The following is an 18,677-nucleotide window of genomic DNA, read 5'->3' as shown; positions in this document are numbered from 1 at the left end:
ATTTATTAGTAAATTTGTATCTATCATTTTCAAACACATTAAAACCTAATTTTTTATTTTAAAAGTATTCTAAGTTTCAAAGTGTTTCAATAAAATACTAAATTGAAAGTCAACTTATATCCAAAAATACCATTAGCGCAAGCGGTTATTGAAATTTTTCGCCAAAAAGAAATTCAGCATATTGTAATTTCTCCTGGTTCGAGAAACGCACCCTTAACTATGGGATTTACCAATCTGGAAGGTTTTACATGTTATAGCATTGCTGATGAGCGTTGTGCGGCTTTTTTTGCTTTAGGTTTGGCGCAACAATTACAAAAACCAGTAGCAGTAGTTTGTACTTCGGGTTCGGCAGTTTTAAATTATTATCCGGCTGTTGCGGAAGCATTTTATAGCCAAATTCCGTTACTTATTGTTTCAGCTGATAGACCAAAAAATAAAATTGATATTGGTGACGGACAAACCATCCGTCAAGAAAATGTGTTTGCGAATCATATTGTTTTTTCTGCGAATTTAACGGAAAATGCTTCTGAGCAAAATGATACTCTTATTGTTTCTGCTATCGAAACAGCCATTTCTCAAAAAGGTCCCGCTCACATAAATGTTCCATTTGAGGAACCGTTATATGAAACACTTTTGGAACCAACATACATTCCGAAAACTGCTTTTTCAACTATTGAAGAAATAGAGTTTACTTTAGCTACCAAATTCATTTCAGAATGGCAGTTGGCTAAAAAGAAATTAATTTTAGTAGGCGAGTTGTTACCAAATGCAATCGAACAAAAGTACATTGAATCCTTAGCGGAAGACAAAAGTGTATTAGTACTATTAGAAAAAACATCTAATTTACATCACGCTACTTTTATTGACAGAATTGATACCTTAGTTTCCACTTTTTCAGAAGAAGAAAAGCTTAATTTTCAACCCGATATTTTGTTAACTTTTGGTGGAATGGTAGTTTCTAAACGAATAAAATCTTTGTTGAGAAAGCATCAACCAACCCAACATTGGCATGTAGATGAAATCAGAGCGTATGATACATTTGGTTGTTTGTCGCAACATTTTAAAACAAATAGTACTCGGTTTTTAAGTCAATTAGTAGTTGAAAATAATGTGGTAGAATCAAAGTACGAACACGATTTTCAATCCATTTGGCAAGATAGATTAGTAAAGCACCAGCAGTATATGTCTGAAATTCCATTTTCAGATTTTAAAGTTTTCGATTTCTTAAGTCGAAATTTACCTGAAAATATTCAGTTACAAGTTAGTAATAGCTCACCAATACGTTATTTACAGTTGGTAGCTTGCCATAAATCAATTGAGATATTTTGTAATCGTGGCACAAGTGGAATTGATGGTAGTACCTCTACAGCAATTGGTGCAGCAGTAGCAAATAATAAACCTACAATCTTAATTACTGGCGATATAAGTTTTCTGTACGACAGTAATGCGTTATGGAACAATTATATTCCAAAGCATTTCAAAATTATTTTAATTAATAATAGAGGAGGAGGGATTTTTAGGATTTTACCAGGACATCAAGAAACAGAAACGTTTAATACTTTTTTCGAAACCTCACATCACTTAACAGCAGAATACTTGGCCAAAATGTATGCGTTTGAATATATTTCAGTTCAAAACGAACCCGAATTGCATGCTGTTTGGGATTCTTTTATATCAAATCAAAGCACGCCTTCAATTTTAGAGATTTTTACTCCTGAAAAAATAAATGATATTGTTTTATTAGATTACTTTAAGAAGTTGTAATTCAGTATTTTAAGTATAATATAATAAAAAAATCCTCAATACTATTGAGGATTTGCTTTTATTTTTTTCCGTCTTTAAATTTAAATTTTTCAACCGGATTTTGCTTGGCTGGTTTTTTATCGTTGCCAAATTTATTTTTCCCGAACGCTGGTTTTTTATCTGAATTTTCACCGGTTTTTGGTTTAAAGTCTTTTTTATCGCCAGTTCTTGGTTTAAATTGTGTTTTGCTATCTGTTTTATTGTAAGGTTTTTTTGGTTCGTAGATGGTTTTATCTGTTTGTTCAGTTTGAGTTTCGTAATCTTTGTGTGACTTAATTACTTCTCGTGGGTTTTTCGGATTTTCCTTCGTACCACGTAAATGAATAATTAATCCGTTTAAGAAATTACGTAGTACTTGATCGCCACATTCCATAAAATTAGCGTGGTCTTCCGCTCGGAAAATATCACCTAATTCGCCTTTCGACATTTTAAAATCGACTAAATTTAAGATTTCTACTATTTGGTCGTCACGTAATTGTAAAGCCACACGTAGTTTTTTGAAGATATCGTTGTTATTCATTGTATTGTTTGTTGTTTGTTATTCGTAAATCGTAAATCGTAAATCGTAAATCAATTTTTTCAGAAAAGCCAAAGATACGCTTTTGCAAACGCATTTCGCCATAATTTTTCGTTATGTTCGCCTTCTTTTACGATTACTGATTTATTTAGCTTTTTGCATTCACAGCGTTTTGAATTAATGAGTGTTTCCATTTCTTTCATATCCGAAACCATTGCGCCGCTATCTTCTTTATCACCACATAGCAAATAAATTTTGGTAGTAAACTTTGGTGTGTCTTCCATTTTCTGAAAAATTTCTTTTTTGTTAATCCAAAAAGCTGGCGAGAAGCAACCTACTTTTCCAAAAACCGCTGGATATTGTAAAGCCGCATAAAACGAAACCAATCCGCCAAGTGAACTACCCCAAATACCTGTGTTTTTTGCATTTGTTTTGGTTCTGTAGTTTGCATCGATATGTGGTTTTAATGTTTTTACAATAAATTCTAAGTACGCATTGGCATTTCCGCCCCCATGTTTTTCGTTTTTATAAGGAGTAAGTTCGTCGATTCTTTTTTCATTTCCATGTTCAATGCCAATGATAATTACTTTTGCTTTTAAGCTATCTAAAGTTTCGTCAATATTCCATTCTCCAGCATAAGAAGTTGCTACATCAAATAAATTTTGTGCATCGTGCATATAAATTACTGGATATTTTTTATTGGATTTTTCGTAATTAAGAGGTACATACACCCAAATTTTCTTTTTTGTTTGTAGCTGAGGTGCGTCTATTTCAAAGGTTGAAAATCGCTTTTGCGCTTCTATTTTCGGGATAGAAATCAAAAAAAAGAATAGGAATAGTTTTAAAAATTGTTGCATTTTTTTATATTTGAAGGATAGTATAAAAGTAATAATTTTGATGGAAACTGCTCAAGAAAAAATTAGTTTGTTGCAAGAAATGATTTCGTTTGCATTAATTGACGGGGAATTACACGATAAAGAATATGATTTTATTGAAATTGTAGCCTATGAATTGCAAATTGATAAAGCGACTTTATTGAAATTATACGAAAATAAAGGTGAAGTTAAAGTAATAAAAGACGAAATGAACCGAATTTGTCAGTTTTATCGTTTGGCTTTGTTAATGCGTTGTGACAATGTTTTGCACGAACGTGAAATTATAAAAATTAATGAAATCGGCATTCATATGGGACTAAATCCCTTTGCGATGAAACGCGTATTAAAGTTAATTGAAGAATCGCCAAATCATATTGTTGATGCAAATACGTTGATAGCTATTTTTAGTGAGCAACTGAATTAGGTTTTGCTTTAGGGTTAAAGCCAAAAGGTAAAAGTCAAAAGGTTTAGAGTTTACTTTTATACAGGTTCTGCATACAAATCAAATTCGGTAGCATCAATGATTTTTAAATTTACGAAATCGCCTGTTTTTAAATAAAATTTGGATGCGTCAATTAATACTTCATTATCCACATCTGGACTGTCAAATTCCGTTCTTCCAACAAAATGTTCGCCTTCTTTTCTATCAATTACACATTTAAATGTTTGTCCAATTTTTTCTTGATTTAATTCCCAAGAAATTTGTGCTTGAATATCCATAATTTGTGCTGCTCGGTCTTTTTTTACTTCTTCCGGAACATTGTCTTCTAATAAATAGGCGTGTGTGTTTTCCTCGTGAGAATAGGTAAAGCAACCCAAACGTTCGAAACGCATTTCCTCAACCCAATTTTTAAGAATATTGAAATCTTCTTCAGTTTCACCTGGATACCCTACAATTAAAGTTGTTCTGATAGTCATTTCAGGAACTAACGCTCTAAAGTCTTGAATTAATTTTGTTGTTTTTGCTTGAGTGGTTCCACGTCGCATCGATTTTAAAATGCTATCTGAAATATGTTGTAAAGGAATGTCCAAATAGTTGCAAATTTTTGGTTCGCGTTTCATTAATTCTAAAACGTCCATTGGAAAACCAGTAGGGAAGGCGTAATGTAAACGAATCCATTCAATTCCTTCTACTTTTACTAATGCTTCTAAAAGTTCTGCTAGGTTTCTTTTTTTGTATAAATCTAATCCGTAATAGGTTAAATCTTGTGCAATTAAAATTAATTCTTTTACACCATTTTTTGCTAATTTTTCCGCTTCAATCACCAAATGTTCAATAGGAGTAGATTTGTGTTTTCCTCTCATTAATGGAATGGCACAAAAACTACAAGGCCTGTCGCAACCTTCAGCAATTTTTAAATAGGCATAATTTTTAGGTGTTGTGGTTAAGCGTTCTCCAATTAATTCGTGTTTATAATCGGCACCTAATGCTTTTAATAATAACGGTAATTCAGTAGTTCCAAAATACTGGTCTATATTTGGGATTTCTTTTTCTAAATCGGGTCTGTAACGCTCAGATAAACAACCTGTAACGAAAACTTTGTCTACTAAACCTTGTTCTTTTTTCTCGGCATATTCTAAAATCGTGTTTACTGATTCTTCTTTCGCATTATCAATAAAACCACAAGTATTAATTACTATGATATTTCCTTCGTCTTTTTTGGCTTCGTGTGTTACTTCTTTTCCGTTGGCACGAAGTTGCCCCATTAAAATTTCACTATCATATACGTTTTTAGAACAACCTAATGTAATGACGTTGATTTTATTTTTCTTTAAAGACTTAGTTCTCATTTGAATTGTTTTGTTTCAGGGTGCAAAATTAATAAAAAAATGTCGCTAAACTTGAAGTAAAGCGACATTTGTGAAATTTTTGTGTGATAATTAAAAATTCACCACATAGGTTAAAGTTACATTATTGTTGTAATTTTTAATTCTTGCAGGGTCATTTAGTCCAGAAGTTAAAAGTACTTCTGTTCTGGCACGATGTTCTTTCGTATACGAAATATCTAATTTAGAATCTCCGAAGTTATATCCTAAACCACTAGAATAACTCATTAAATCACCAAAGGCTAAATCTACTTTATATGGGCTTTGTTCAAATCGGTAACCACCTCGAACACTCCATTGTTTTATTTTGTATTCTCCTCCAATTCTTAGTTCGTAACTATCTTGAAGTTCGTTTTTGATTTGAGTGTTTAAAGTACTAAAAACGATTTCGCTATTAGGTTTAAATTGTGTTTTTGCAAAGTTTTTTGAAATATAATCCACACTTAACAATCCTTTTTTACCAAACAAAACAGTAGCACTACTAGTTAATATACTCGGTGTTTGAATTTTATATGTTGGATATATGTTTACCGTATTTGGATTTACTATTGCTTGGTTCATTGTTGTATTTGTAGCATTATAATAGTTGGTAGCAATCGTTTGTGTCAACTCATCATTTAAGCGATACCAAGTTGGTGTTTCATATGCCAATCCTAATCGAATATTTTTATTTGCTTTATAAATAGCTCCAAAATTCATCGAAAAACCAGAACCATAAGTATATAATTCATTATTGAATCTTGCTGTATCAATGCTAAATCCTGAAGAATAAAAAGGGTTTAAATTGCTTTCATATAAAGAAGAAGTTTTTAAATAATCTGTAAAATGAAAATTCATATTCATACCTACATATAATCTATCTTCATAGGCACCAGAAAAGTTCATAGTAAATTTTCCATTGTAACCTTTAGCTTGAATGGTGTTTTTATGAAAATAATTTCCCCCTGTTGGTACATTAGTATAGTAATTATCACCTGCTGAATCATAATCAATTAGGTATGAATCATAACCTAAAAGGGCTTGCTGGTCAATAAAATCTAAATCTTCATAATAATTTCCAGCAATATTACCCAATCTAGCATTTGCAAAACGCAAGAAATAGCTGTCCATTGAATTATACGGATTTGTCCCTTCGCTAACAATAAAATCATCAAAATTATTGGCGTTTTCATAATTTAAACCTAAAGCGAATTTTTTCCAACCACTTTTTGATTGATTGTCATTAAAAACAAATACGGCACCCAATTGATTGATGTCTAAAGAATTTTCACTTGTTTTACTATTTGTTCCAAAATAACCAGCAGTATTGCTTTTATTAAAACTAGACAGCGATATTGTAGCTTGATTATAATTGAAAATTGAAGATCCAGCAGGATTACTATTTATAGCTGACAAATCGCCTCCAACAGCTCCAAATGCGCCACCCATTGCTCTGTATCTAGCAGTTCCATTTAAATTTTGTATGCCGTAACGTAACGCATCTGTCATATTAGTTTCTTGTGCGCTAACTGTAAAAGCACTTCCAATAAATATAGAAAACAGTATTTTTTTCATAAATGTAAAATTATATTTTTTAAAGAAACCTGTTCGTGTTTTTTTAACAGGTTTTATGAGTTTTTTTATCTTCCTCCTCGACCACCGCCTCCAGATCTTCCGCCTCCAAAAGAGCCGCCTCCGCCAAATCCTCCGGAACTTCTTCCGCCACCAAAGTCGGAACTTCTTGGCGTTGATATGGTTCTAGGTGTATCATTTCTAGGTGTATATGATCTTGGTTCTGAAGTTTGATTTCTAGGTGTTCCAGTATTTGTATCCCCTCTTGGGTTGTAGGTTTTTGGGTCAGAAATAATAGCTCTTGGCGTTCCAGTATTTGAATTTCCAATTGGACTTAATGTTCTTGGTCCGGTAACATTTTCTCTAGGTTGTCCAATTTGAGTTCTTGGATTTCCAATACTATTTCCTATTCTTCCTGAAGCCATTCTTCCAGAATTACCATTGTTATTTATATAACCACCACGAGGTCCGTTATTGTGCACGACATTTCTGCCGCCACCATACCAACCATTCCAGCTCCAATTGTTACCCCACCATCCATTTCCATACCATCCGTTCCAACCCCAGTTGTTTCCATACCATCCGTTCCATCCCCATCCATTCATTCCCCAGTTGTTGCCATACCATCCATTCCATCCCCATCCATTCATTCCCCAGTTGTTCCAACCCCATCCATTTCCATACCAACCATTCCAACCCCAGTTGTTCATTCCCCAATTATCATTAATAATCACAATATTATTGTTGGTTTGGTTTTCACCCCATCCACCATATCTAGTTCCATTTTCTTGAACATAAACCGTGTCGGGTGTTGATTTATAGTTATCTACGTCAGTTAATACTTCTGTAGGTCCAAACTCTTCACTCATACTTTTAAATTGTTGGGCATAAGCGTTGCTGTAAGAGCCAGAAGTCGTTTCGCTTTGTACCACTCGTTTTGCTTTTTCTGAATTATCAGGACCATACACGCCATCATCATCATAATAAGATGAATTTTGGTACGAACCACAACTTACTACTGTGATAGCACCTACAATTAGACTTAAAAATCTAAGTGTTTTTAGCTGAAAAATGCGATTTGTTTTCATATAAATAAATTTTTATTGTTGGTCTTTACAAAATTAAGTAGTTTTGTACCACTAAAGTAATACAAATTAAACAAATTTTGTGCCAATATTATAAAAATGAGTAAAAATTTAACAACTAGAAGCGAAGATTATTCTGCTTGGTATAACGAATTGGTCGTAAAGGCTGATTTAGCTGAGAATTCAGGAGTAAGGGGTTGTATGGTAATTAAACCATACGGCTATGCAATTTGGGAAAAAATGCAGGCTGAATTAGATAAAATGTTTAAAGAAACCGGTCATAGTAATGCTTATTTTCCATTATTTGTGCCAAAAAGTATGTTTGAAGCCGAAGAAAAAAATGCTGAAGGTTTTGCAAAAGAATGTGCCATCGTTACTCATTATAGATTAAAAAACGATCCAGATAAACCAGGTAAATTAATGGTAGATCCAAATGCGAAGTTAGAAGAAGAACTAATTGTTCGCCCAACATCTGAAGCTATTATCTGGAGTACTTATAAAGGTTGGGTGCAATCGTACAGAGATTTACCTTTGCTAATTAATCAGTGGGCAAATGTAGTGCGTTGGGAAATGAGAACGCGTTTGTTTTTAAGAACTGCCGAATTTTTATGGCAAGAAGGGCATACCGCACACGCTACAAAAGAAGAAGCATTAGTAGAATCAGAAAAAATGATGCACGTTTATGCTGATTTTGCTGAAAATTTTATGGCTATTCCAGTTGTAAAAGGATTAAAAACAGAAACAGAACGTTTTGCTGGAGCAGATGAAACGTATTGTATTGAAGCTTTAATGCAAGATGGAAAGGCATTACAAGCTGGAACTTCACACTTTTTAGGACAAAATTTTGCCAAAGCATTTGATGTAAAATTTACCAATCAAGAAGGAAAACAAGAATATGTTTGGGGAACTTCTTGGGGTGTTTCTACTCGTTTGATGGGAGCTTTAGTAATGACACATTCAGATGATAATGGATTGGTATTGCCTCCAAATGTAGCACCAATTCAGGTTGTTATCGTACCGATTTTTAAAACAGATGAAGAGTTTAATAAAATTTCTGATGTAGCAAATGATTTAGTAGCGCAACTTAAAAAATTAAATATTTCAGTAAAATTTGATAACAGAACTACGCAAAAACCTGGTTTTAAATTTGCAGAATGGGAATTAAAAGGCGTACCAGTTCGTTTAGCAATTGGTCCGAAAGATTTAGAAAATGGAACTTTTGAAGTAGCAAGAAGAGATACTTTAACTAAAGAAGTGAAACCAGCAGAAGGAATTGTAACTTATATTCAAGATTTATTAGAGCAAATTCAGAAAGATTTATTTAATAAAGCTGTAGATTATCGCGCTGAACATACAACAGAGGTGAATTCGTATGCTGAATTTAAAGATGTCTTAGAGAATAAAACAGGTTTTGTTTCTGCACATTGGGATGGAACCGCTGCAACTGAAGATAAAATAAAAGAGGAAACCAAGGCAACGATTAGATGTATTCCTTTAGATAGAGTAGAAGAAGCTGGAGTTTGTATTTTCTCTGGAGCACCATCTAAAGGAAGAGTTTTATTCGCTAAAGCGTACTAAGCGATTTACGCTTTACGATTAGGATTTTGAGAGGATAATTGCTTTTTAAAAAGCAATAAATGTCCTATAAATTAAGCATTAAACGAAGGTTTTCAAAAAAACTGAAAATTTTCACATTAGGTATTGCACAAATAAAAAATAGTTGTATTTTTGCACTCGCATTACCAAAATGTAATGGTCCGTTCGTCTATCGGTTAGGACGCCAGGTTTTCATCCTGGTAAGAGGGGTTCGATTCCCCTACGGACTACACTGTTTTTACTGAAACATTAAATCAGTTACTGGTCCGTTCGTCTATCGGTTAGGACGCCAGGTTTTCATCCTGGTAAGAGGGGTTCGATTCCCCTACGGACTACAAATTAGTTTTGAAATGGTTTTATGAAATGGGTTTTGGTGTCTCCTTTACTTGTTTTGTTAGTTAAAACTGAAGTGATTGAAATTCAATTCAATTGTGGGAGGCTTTTCTTATTTTTCTACTAATACATAAAATAGTTATTTACATTAAAATATAAAAAAAATGGCAAATCATAAGTCAGCTTTAAAAAGAATTAGAAGCAACGAGAAAAGAAGAGTATTGAACAAATACCAACACAAAACTACACGTAATGCAATTAAAGCAATTCGTTTAGCTACTGTAAAAGCAGAAGCTGCAGCGAAATTACCTATTGTTATTTCAATGATTGACAAGTTAGCTAAGAAAAATATTATTCATGCTAACAAAGCGTCAAACTTAAAATCTAAGTTAACAAGATTGGTTGCTAAATTATAATTAGCAAATTAAAATAATTTTAAAGTCCTGATGAAAATCAGGACTTTTTTTGTTTGATATCCTTTTTCAATCTCTTGCTTGAAGTTATTGAAGGCAACACAATTGTAAAATTAAACCAAAAAATGAAAAGGTTAGCGTATTGAAAATGAAACATTTTGCATATAAATTTATTAAAATGTAAACTAAATGAATAGTTGTTTGAATATCAAGATAATAAACGTACCTTTGCACTTTCAAAAAAAGAATATATGTCATCTATTAGAAACATTGCAATTATTGCCCACGTTGACCACGGTAAAACTACATTGGTTGATAAAATTATGTATCACTGTCAATTGTTCCGTGATAACGAAAATACTGGAGATTTAATCTTAGATAATAACGACTTAGAGCGTGAAAGAGGTATTACCATTACTTCTAAAAACGTTTCGGTTTCTTATAAAGGAACTAAAATTAATATTATTGATACCCCAGGTCACGCCGATTTTGGTGGAGAAGTAGAGCGTGTATTAAACATGGCCGATGGAGTTTGTTTGTTAGTAGATGCTTTTGAAGGACCAATGCCACAAACGCGTTTCGTATTACAAAAAGCTATCGATTTAGGTTTAAAACCTTGCGTAGTTATTAATAAAGTAGATAAAGAAAACTGTACGCCAGAAGAAGTTCACGAAAAAGTATTCGACTTAATGTTTGAATTAGGCGCTACAGAAGCACAATTAGATTTCCCAACAGTTTATGGTTCAGCTAAAAATAACTGGATGTCGGATCATTGGGAAAATGTAACAGATAATGTTGAAGCATTATTAGATATGGTTATCGAGCACGTACCTGCTCCAAATGTTGGACAAGGTACCCCTCAAATGTTAATTACATCTTTAGATTTCTCAGCTTTTACAGGTCGTATCGCGATTGGTAGATTAGAAAGAGGTGAATTAAAAGAAGGAATGAACATTTCGTTGGTAAAACGTGATGGTACTATTACAAAATCAAAAATTAAAGAATTACACACTTTCGAAGGGTTAGGTCGTAAGAAAGTAGAAAGCGTTATTGCTGGAGATATTTGTGCCATTATTGGTGTTGAAGGTTTTGAAATTGGAGATACTATTGCCGATTTTGAAAATCCAGAAGCCTTAACTTCTATTGCGATTGACGAACCAACAATGAGTATGTTATTTACAATTAATGACTCACCATTCTTTGGTAAAGAAGGTAAATTTGTAACGTCTCGTCACATTAGAGAAAGACTAGAAAAAGAATTAGAGAAAAATTTAGCCATGAGAATGGGTGAAACGGACTCAGCAGATAAATTTATGGTTTTTGGACGTGGTGTATTGCACTTATCTGTCCTTATTGAAACCATGAGAAGAGAAGGTTACGAATTACAAATTGGACAACCACAAGTTATCATTAAAGAAGTTGATGGTGTTAAATGTGAGCCAATTGAAGAGTTAACTATCGATTTACCAGAAAGTTTATCCGGTAGAGCGGTAGAGTTTGTAACTTTACGTAAAGGTGAAATGTTAAGCATGGAAACTAAAGGGGAACGTATGATTATTAAATTTAATATTCCATCTCGTGGAATTATTGGATTACGTAACCAATTACTTACTGCTACTGCTGGTGAAGCTATTATGGCTCACCGTTTCATAGGATATGAACCATATAAAGGAGAAATTTCTGGACGTAACAAAGGTTCGTTAATTTCTATGGAAAAAGGAAAAGCAATTCCATATTCTATTGATAAATTACAAGATAGAGGTAAGTTTTTCGTAGAACCAAATGCTGAAATTTACGAAGGTCAAGTTATTGGTGAAAACTCTCGTGGTGATGATATGTGTGTAAACGTAACGAAAGAGAAAAAACAATCTAACGTTCGTTCATCAGGAAATGACGAAAAAGCTAGAATCATTCCTCCAGTTATTTTCTCATTAGAAGAAGCTTTAGAATATATTCAAAAAGATGAATATGTGGAGTGTACACCAAAATCGATTCGTTTAAGAAAAATTTATTTGACGGAAACAGAAAGAAAACGTACTAAAATATAATTAGATTTTATATAAATACTAAACCACGAATTTCATTTGATTTTCGTGGTTTTTTTTATTTATAATAGTAATAATTTGTAAGATTTTGCTCAATCATATGTTAAAAGTTCTAACTTTGTTAGCATAAAACGAAAACCAATGGAAATTAAATTAAAAAACGGAATTGATAGATTAGAGTTTGGTATGACTCCAAAGTACGTGGAAGCGTTATACGGGAAACCAAGTAAGACGTTTACAGACGACGAAAATAATACGATTTATGTGTATAACAAAGAACGTATGAAGTTAACGTTTTATGTAGAGGAAGACATGAAATTAGGATATATTACAACTACACATCCAGAAATTAAACTATTTGGAACTACCATTATTAATAAAGCATGGGATTTAGTAAATGGCGATTTAGCACTCAACAAAATCACCAAGTTTGAAAAAGATTCAGAAGAAGGAATTGATATTTATTTTAACGAAGACAATTGGTTGTTTTTTCACGTCGATTATGACGAAGTAGTTGAGGTTGAAATTGGAGCCATTATCAATGATAACGACGAATTTGAATGGAAATTTAGAGGATAAAAATAAAAAAGGCAAACTCTAATTTAGAGTTTGCCTTTTTTATTTCTATACATTACTATTAAATATTTGCTTTCTTTTGCGAAGCATATACAAAGTAAAATCCTATAATAATAAATGGTATACTAAGCCATTGCCCAGTGGATAGAGCATTGAACATTGGGTATTCTTCAAAACCACCTTGACTGTCTTTTACAAATTCCACAAAGAAACGTACTGACCAAAGTAATACTAAAAATGTTCCAAATAATAAACCTGGTTTGTTTCTGGCATCCGTTTTCCAATACATATAAAACAAAATGAAAAATACTGGAATGTATAATAATGCTTCAAATAGTTGTGCTGGATATCTATATGGAATTTTTTCTAAAATACCTTTAAACTGAACATCATTTGCAATTGCATTGTAAGCTTGGTTTCCATCAGTGATATTAGTTAATTGTGAGGCTACTTTCGGAGGTAAATTGTCTTCGCCTTTCACAAATTTCATAGCCATAAAAGTGTCTTTTGAAGTTACTTTACCAAAAATTTCAGAATTCATAAAGTTTCCTAAACGAATAAAAACAGCTCCGGAAGCCACGGGAATTACAATTCTATCTAAAATCCATAAAAAAGGACGCTGCAGCACTTTTGATTTGATATAATACATCGTAAGAATAACAGAAATGGCAGCACCATGACTGGCCAATCCACTAAAACCAGTAAAATGTAATCCGCCAATTGTACTTATTGGTAATAATATACTTAAGGGATCTTGAGAAAATAATTCAGGTTGATAAAAAATTACATGCCCTAAACGTGCTCCAAGCATGGTAGCTACAATTGTGTATACAAATAAATTATCTAATTTTTCTACAGATTCATTTTCTCTTTGGAAGATATATTTAGTAATAAACCAGCCCAAAGCAAATGCAGTTACCCACGTTAAGCTGTAAAAACGAATCATGAAAAAACCTAAATCTATACCTTCTGTTGGATTCCAAATCATAATTTTTTTGTTGTTTATAGTTTATTGTTTTTTGCTATTGTCATTGCTATTGTCATTGTCATTGTCATTGCTATTGCCATTGCATCATGGAACCGGATCATAACCACTCTTTCCCCATGGATGACAACTTGTAATTCTTTTAAAAGCGAGCCAACACCCTTTTATTATGCCGTGTTTTTCTAATGCTTCCTTACTATAACTTGAGCAAGTAGGCGCAAACCTACAAGTTGCTGGAGTTAATGGCGAAATTACAATTTGATAAAATCGAATAATTACTATAAATGGAAAAATTAATAGTTTCTTCATATTTTATATTTTGTTAATCGTAAATCTCAATTCGTAAATCCAAAATTACAAAGTAAAACTCGTTCCGTCTTTTCCGTCTTTCAACTGAATGTCTAAAATGGCTAATTTGTCTCTAATTTCATCAGATAAAGCCCAGTTTTTATTTGCTCTAGCTTCCATTCTCATTTCAATTAGCATTTCAATTACGCTTCCTAATTTATTATTATTACCTGCTGCTTTTTTATTCGTTAATCCCAACACATCAAAAACAAAAACGTCTAAAGTTTCTTTTAATTCAGCTAAATCTGTTGCAGTAATTGTTTCTTTCTTGTCGTTTAATACATTAATAATTCTAACCGCTTCAAATAATTGTGCGATTAAAATTGTCGTATTAAAATCGTCATTCATTGCATCATAACAAGCATTTTTCCACGTTGCAATATCGACTGAAGAGGTGTTACTTGTTTCAATTTTTGATGCAATTTCTATTGCTTCCATTAAACGATTATAGCCTTTTTCACTGGCTAGCATCGCATCGTTTGAAATATCTAAAACACCTCGATAATGGGCTTGCATAAAACAAAAGCGTACCACACTTGGATTGAATTCTTTTTCGAAGAAATCGTTTTTTCCTTCAATTAATTCCATTGGTAAAATATAATTCCCAGTACTTTTGCTCATGCGTAATCCGTTCATGGTTAGCATATTAGTGTGTATCCAATAATTTACTGGATGTACGCCATTGCATGCCGTTCCTTGTGCTACTTCACATTCGTGATGTGGAAATTTTAAATCTAAACCACCGCCATGAATATCAAATGTCTCACCTAAATATTTGGTACTCATAGCCGTACACTCTAAGTGCCAACCAGGAAAACCAGCTCCCCAAGGTGAGTTCCAACGCATAATATGTGCTGGCGATGCCTTTTTCCATAGGGCAAAATCTTGTGGATTTTTCTTTTCCGATTGTCCGTCTAAATCTCTTGTATTGGCAAATAATTCTTCAATATTTCTATTGCTTAATTCGCCGTAATTTAAACCACGTTTGTTGTATTCTAACACATTAAAATAAACAGAGCCATTGCTTTCATAAGCAAAACCTGTTTCAATTAATTTTTGAGTTAATTCTATTTGTTCTAAAATATGACCTGTAGCTGTTGGTTCAATAGTAGGAGGTAGGAAATTAAAAGTTTCTAAAACCCTGTGAAAATCTACAGTATATTTCTGTACAATTTCCATTGGTTCTAATTTTTCTAAACGCGATTGTTTTACAAATCTGTCATTTTCAACATCGCCATCATCTGTTAAATGTCCGGCATCTGTAATATTTCGTACATATCTTACTTTATAACCTAAATGTAATAAATAACGATACATCATGTCAAAACTCATAAAAGTTCTAACATTACCTAAATGCACATTGCTGTACACCGTTGGGCCACAAACATACATACCAATTTGACCTTCGTGAATCGATTTAAAATTTTCTTTTTTCCCCGATAATGAATTATACACTTGAAGTGGATTGGTTTCGTAAAGTGGCATTTTGTTTAATTTATGTTTGATGTATTTTATTATTACTTATTCCGCAGTTGGTTGGATTAATGATTCTAAAATTTCGTATCTAATTTAATATAATCTAAAAATTCTCTTTTAACTTTTTCTTCTTTAAATTTTCCGCCAAATTCAGAAGTAACTGTGCTGCTTTCGATGTCCTTTATTCCTCGAGAGTTGACGCACATGTGTTTGGCATCAATAACACATGCTACATCTTCTGTGTTTAAAACAGTTTGTAGTTCTTTTACGATTTGAATGGTTAAACGTTCTTGAACTTGAGGTCTTTTTGCATAATATTCTACAATGCGATTCATTTTTGATAATCCAACAACCGTTCCGTTAGAAATATAGGCAATATGAGCTCGACCATATATTGGCAATAAATGATGTTCACAAGTAGAATATACCACAATATTTTTTTCTACTAACATCTCGCCATATTTATATTTGTTTTCAAATGTGGATGCACTAGGTTTTTTATTTGGATGTAAGCCGCCAAAAATTTCTTTTACAAACATTTTAGCCACTCTGTTTGGTGTTCCTTTTAAGCTGTCGTCGGTTAAGTCCATTCCTAGTGTAAGTAGTATGTTTTCTACATCTTTTTTGATTCTAATAATTTTCTCTTCGTCAGAAATTTCAAAAGCATCAATTCTGATAGGGTTTTGCGTATTAGTAGCAATATGGTTGTTGCCAATTTCATCGTTATGTTCTTCGTTGTTAATCATCGTACCTGTTTTTTCATCTATCTGCAAATATATGCATTTATAAATAAATTAGTTTTTTATTTTTCAAAGTAATTTGTAATGTTATGGAAATTCTAGTGTGTTTTTTATTTTTAATAACCGATGAAAGTAAAATTTATCCGCTGAAAAACAACTTAAGTTATTAATTTCTTTTTTTATTAACGAAAACTTAATTTTTTTTTTATTTTTGCTGTTCATGATTCATAATTTCATTAACAATTACACATAAAAAATGAAAAAATTTCTTTTACTATTTTTTACCTTTTTAAGCATTAATTTTATATATTCACAATCAACTTGTGGTACGATGTCCCCAATTTGTTCTGGAAATATTTCTCCACAACCAAGTTTAGTTGGTATTCCTAGTTTGGGTTCTCCAGGATGTTTGGGTTCTGCCCCAAATCCCAATTGGTATACTTTTCAGACTGGTTTTGCTGGTACTTTAATTTTTAATTTGCATCAAGGGAATAATCCTCCTTTATTCAATAATACGGATATTGATTTTATATGTTGGGGACCATTTACTGATGCCCAGATGGCTACAACTGCTTGTAATAGTTTAGCAGATTTAACGGCTCCTGTTAATCCAAATAATATTGTAGCATGTAGTTTCTCAGCAGCTGCAGTTGAAACAATTACCATACCAAATGCCAATCCAGGGTCAAATTATATATTGTTAATTACCAATTATTCAAATTCAGTTGGGCAGTTTGTAATGGAACAAACAAATTCTAACTCTCCAGGTTCTGGTTCAACAAACTGTGATGTAGTTTGTGGAGTTGATTTAGGTCCTACTGCTACATCAGTCTATCCAAGTCCTCCTGCTACTAATACAATTTCATTTTGTAACTCGCTTATAAATTCTCAAACCTTACATTGTAACTTTCAAAATCCACCTGCTAACCAAAATACATTGGCATACCAGTGGTTTTTGAATGGCGTTTTACAACCTACTTTAACTACAAAATCAATAACAGTTACACAATCAGGTACATGGAAAGTTAAGGTGACACATCCTGACTGTGGTACACCTACTGAAGATTCCGTTATTATTTATTTTGGTGCTACACCAGTAGTAAATACTGTACCTAATCAATTAGGACCTATAGGAGATTGTAATCCAACATTTGATTTAACGAGTTTAATTCCCGCTTTACTAGCGCCGTTAAATCCCGCAGATTTTACGGTTTCGTTTTTTACAGATGAAGTGTCATCTTTAATTTACACTGATCCAGTAACAGGTCATATACTTAATCCTTCTACTTTTCAAACCAATGTAGATACTACAATTTGGGTAAGAGCAAGAAACAATACATCTACAGAATGTGTAGATTCAGATGGAATTTCATTTTTATTAGATGTTAGATGCACAAACAATGCTACTGCAGTTGGTAACACTATTTGTACCAACAATACCGGGCAATTAACTTTTACAGGACCTCCAAGTGCTGTAGTTACTTTTACTCAAGGTGCAAACACTTATAATGTAACAATTCCTGCTTCTGGTACTTTTATTTGGAATACACCATTACCATTAACTGCAACTACAGTATATACTTTGACAACTGTTGCTGTTGGTTCTGTAATTACGCCATTAATTGGAAATACTGCAACGATTACTGTAACTACAGCTAACACAGTAACAGCACCAACTGCTACACCAACACTTTGTATCAATACGGCATTACCAGCAATCACACATACGACCACTGGAGCAACAGGTATTGGAACCGCAACCGGACTACCGGCAGGAGTTACTGCTTCTTGGTCAGCCAATACGATTACCATTAGTGGTACACCAACTGCATCAGGAACATTTGCTTATACGATTCCCTTAACAGGAGGATGTGGTACCCTAAACGCTATAGGAACCATCACAGTTACACCAAACAACACAGTAACAGCGCCAACTACTACACCATCACTTTGTATCAATACAGCATTAACAGTAATCACGCATACAACAACAGGGGCAATAGGTATTGGAACCGCAACAGGATTACCGGCAGGAGTTACGGCTTCATGGGCAGCCAATACGATTACCATTAGTGGTACACCAACGGCATCGGGAACATTTGCTTATACAATCCCATTAACAGGAGGATGTGGTACCCTAAACGCAACAGGAAGTATTACAGTAACTACAGCTAATACAGTATCAGCACCTTCTGCTACACCATCACTTTGTATCAATACGGCATTAACAGCAATCACACATACGACCACTGGAGCAACAGGTATTGGAACCGCAACAGGACTACCGGCAGGAGTTACCGCTTCTTGGGCAGCCAATACGATTACAATAAGTGGAAGTCCTTCTGTGATAGGAACTTTTAATTACACTATTCCCTTAATAGGAGGATGTGGTACCGTAAACGCAACAGGTACTATTACAGTAACTACAGCTAACACAGTAACAGCCCCTTCTGCTACACCAACACTTTGTATCAATACGGCATTAACAGCAATCACACATACGACCA

Annotated in this window: 16 protein-coding genes and 2 tRNA genes; 9 read left to right on the top strand and 9 right to left on the bottom strand. The window is 33.2% G+C overall.

Features of this window, described 5'->3' with window-relative positions; translation table 11 throughout:
- The first annotated feature begins 102 nt into the window (after positions 1 to 102).
- A complete protein-coding gene (gene menD, locus ABWP60_RS05780) occupies positions 103 to 1,764 on the top strand; it encodes a 2-succinyl-5-enolpyruvyl-6-hydroxy-3-cyclohexene-1-carboxylic-acid synthase (RefSeq protein WP_353149823.1) in 1,662 nt (553 codons plus the stop codon).
- 58 nt (positions 1,765 to 1,822) lie between these two features.
- Here the strand turns inward: menD and ABWP60_RS05775 are convergent, their stop codons facing one another.
- Together ABWP60_RS05775 and ABWP60_RS05770 are read right to left on the bottom strand one after the other, a co-directional pair.
- Entirely contained in the window at positions 1,823 to 2,323 is a 501-nt protein-coding gene (locus ABWP60_RS05775; RefSeq protein WP_353149820.1) for a DUF1456 family protein, read from the bottom strand.
- Between the two features lie 59 nt (positions 2,324 to 2,382).
- A complete protein-coding gene (locus tag ABWP60_RS05770; protein WP_353149817.1) occupies positions 2,383 to 3,177 on the bottom strand; it encodes an alpha/beta hydrolase in 795 nt (264 codons plus the stop codon).
- 40 nt (positions 3,178 to 3,217) lie between these two features.
- Between ABWP60_RS05770 and ABWP60_RS05765 the strand changes: the two genes are divergently transcribed.
- Positions 3,218 to 3,619, top strand: a complete 402-nt coding sequence (locus tag ABWP60_RS05765; RefSeq protein WP_353149814.1) for an excinuclease ABC subunit B — start codon at positions 3,218 to 3,220, stop codon at positions 3,617 to 3,619.
- A 56-nt stretch (positions 3,620 to 3,675) separates the two neighbouring features.
- Here the strand turns inward: ABWP60_RS05765 and rimO are convergent, their stop codons facing one another.
- The 3 genes from rimO to ABWP60_RS05750 all read right to left on the bottom strand — a co-directional run bounded on the left by rimO (position 3,676) and on the right by ABWP60_RS05750 (position 7,661).
- Entirely contained in the window at positions 3,676 to 4,986 is a 1,311-nt protein-coding gene (gene rimO, locus ABWP60_RS05760; RefSeq protein ID WP_353149811.1) for a 30S ribosomal protein S12 methylthiotransferase RimO, read from the bottom strand.
- 90 nt (positions 4,987 to 5,076) lie between these two features.
- Positions 5,077 to 6,576 carry an OmpP1/FadL family transporter gene (locus tag ABWP60_RS05755; RefSeq protein WP_353149808.1) on the bottom strand — a complete coding sequence of 500 codons (1,500 nt, stop codon included), beginning with the start codon at positions 6,574 to 6,576 and terminating at the stop codon, positions 5,077 to 5,079.
- Between the two features lie 65 nt (positions 6,577 to 6,641).
- Entirely contained in the window at positions 6,642 to 7,661 is a 1,020-nt protein-coding gene (locus ABWP60_RS05750) for a hypothetical protein (protein WP_353149805.1), read from the bottom strand.
- 96 nt (positions 7,662 to 7,757) lie between these two features.
- Between ABWP60_RS05750 and proS the strand changes: the two genes are divergently transcribed.
- The 6 genes from proS (at position 7,758) to ABWP60_RS05720 (ending at position 12,624) form a co-directional block, all read left to right on the top strand.
- On the top strand, positions 7,758 to 9,236 hold the full coding sequence (gene proS, locus ABWP60_RS05745; RefSeq protein WP_353149802.1) for a proline--tRNA ligase: 1,479 nt from the start codon (positions 7,758 to 7,760) through the stop codon (positions 9,234 to 9,236).
- A gap of 176 nt (positions 9,237 to 9,412) precedes the next feature.
- Positions 9,413 to 9,484: transfer RNA gene (locus tag ABWP60_RS05740), tRNA-Glu, on the top strand.
- A gap of 33 nt (positions 9,485 to 9,517) precedes the next feature.
- Positions 9,518 to 9,589 (top strand) — tRNA-Glu (locus tag ABWP60_RS05735).
- Positions 9,590 to 9,751: 162 nt separating this feature from the next.
- Positions 9,752 to 10,003 (top strand): 30S ribosomal protein S20, encoded by a 252-nt coding sequence (gene rpsT, locus ABWP60_RS05730; protein ID WP_353149799.1) that lies wholly within the window; start codon positions 9,752 to 9,754, stop codon positions 10,001 to 10,003.
- A gap of 248 nt (positions 10,004 to 10,251) precedes the next feature.
- A complete protein-coding gene (typA, locus tag ABWP60_RS05725; RefSeq protein WP_353149797.1) occupies positions 10,252 to 12,048 on the top strand; it encodes a translational GTPase TypA in 1,797 nt (598 codons plus the stop codon).
- A gap of 138 nt (positions 12,049 to 12,186) precedes the next feature.
- Positions 12,187 to 12,624, top strand: a complete 438-nt coding sequence (locus ABWP60_RS05720) for a hypothetical protein (protein ID WP_353149794.1) — start codon at positions 12,187 to 12,189, stop codon at positions 12,622 to 12,624.
- A 58-nt stretch (positions 12,625 to 12,682) separates the two neighbouring features.
- On the opposite strand, the gene lgt is transcribed toward ABWP60_RS05720, so the two are convergent.
- The 4 genes from lgt to folE all read right to left on the bottom strand — a co-directional run bounded on the left by lgt (position 12,683) and on the right by folE (position 16,176).
- Positions 12,683 to 13,609 carry a prolipoprotein diacylglyceryl transferase gene (gene lgt / locus ABWP60_RS05715; RefSeq protein WP_353149792.1) on the bottom strand — a complete coding sequence of 309 codons (927 nt, stop codon included), beginning with the start codon at positions 13,607 to 13,609 and terminating at the stop codon, positions 12,683 to 12,685.
- 84 nt (positions 13,610 to 13,693) lie between these two features.
- On the bottom strand, positions 13,694 to 13,915 hold the full coding sequence (gene yidD, locus ABWP60_RS05710; protein WP_353149789.1) for a membrane protein insertion efficiency factor YidD: 222 nt from the start codon (positions 13,913 to 13,915) through the stop codon (positions 13,694 to 13,696).
- 45 nt (positions 13,916 to 13,960) lie between these two features.
- Positions 13,961 to 15,439 carry a cysteine--tRNA ligase gene (gene cysS, locus ABWP60_RS05705; protein ID WP_353149786.1) on the bottom strand — a complete coding sequence of 493 codons (1,479 nt, stop codon included), beginning with the start codon at positions 15,437 to 15,439 and terminating at the stop codon, positions 13,961 to 13,963.
- 65 nt (positions 15,440 to 15,504) lie between these two features.
- The gene (gene folE / locus ABWP60_RS05700; protein ID WP_353149783.1) at positions 15,505 to 16,176 is read right to left on the bottom strand and encodes a GTP cyclohydrolase I FolE; all 672 of its coding nucleotides are present in this window, start codon (positions 16,174 to 16,176) and stop codon (positions 15,505 to 15,507) included.
- Between the two features lie 250 nt (positions 16,177 to 16,426).
- On the opposite strand from folE, the gene ABWP60_RS05695 reads away from it, so the two are divergent.
- Positions 16,427 to 18,677: hypothetical protein (locus ABWP60_RS05695; RefSeq protein WP_353149780.1), on the top strand; the 2,251-nt coding region annotated here is incomplete at its 3' end.

The organism is Flavobacterium sp. (genome assembly GCF_040402895.1).
Lineage (GTDB): Bacteria > Bacteroidota > Bacteroidia > Flavobacteriales > Flavobacteriaceae > Flavobacterium.
This window is presented reverse-complemented; position numbering and strand designations above follow the sequence as displayed.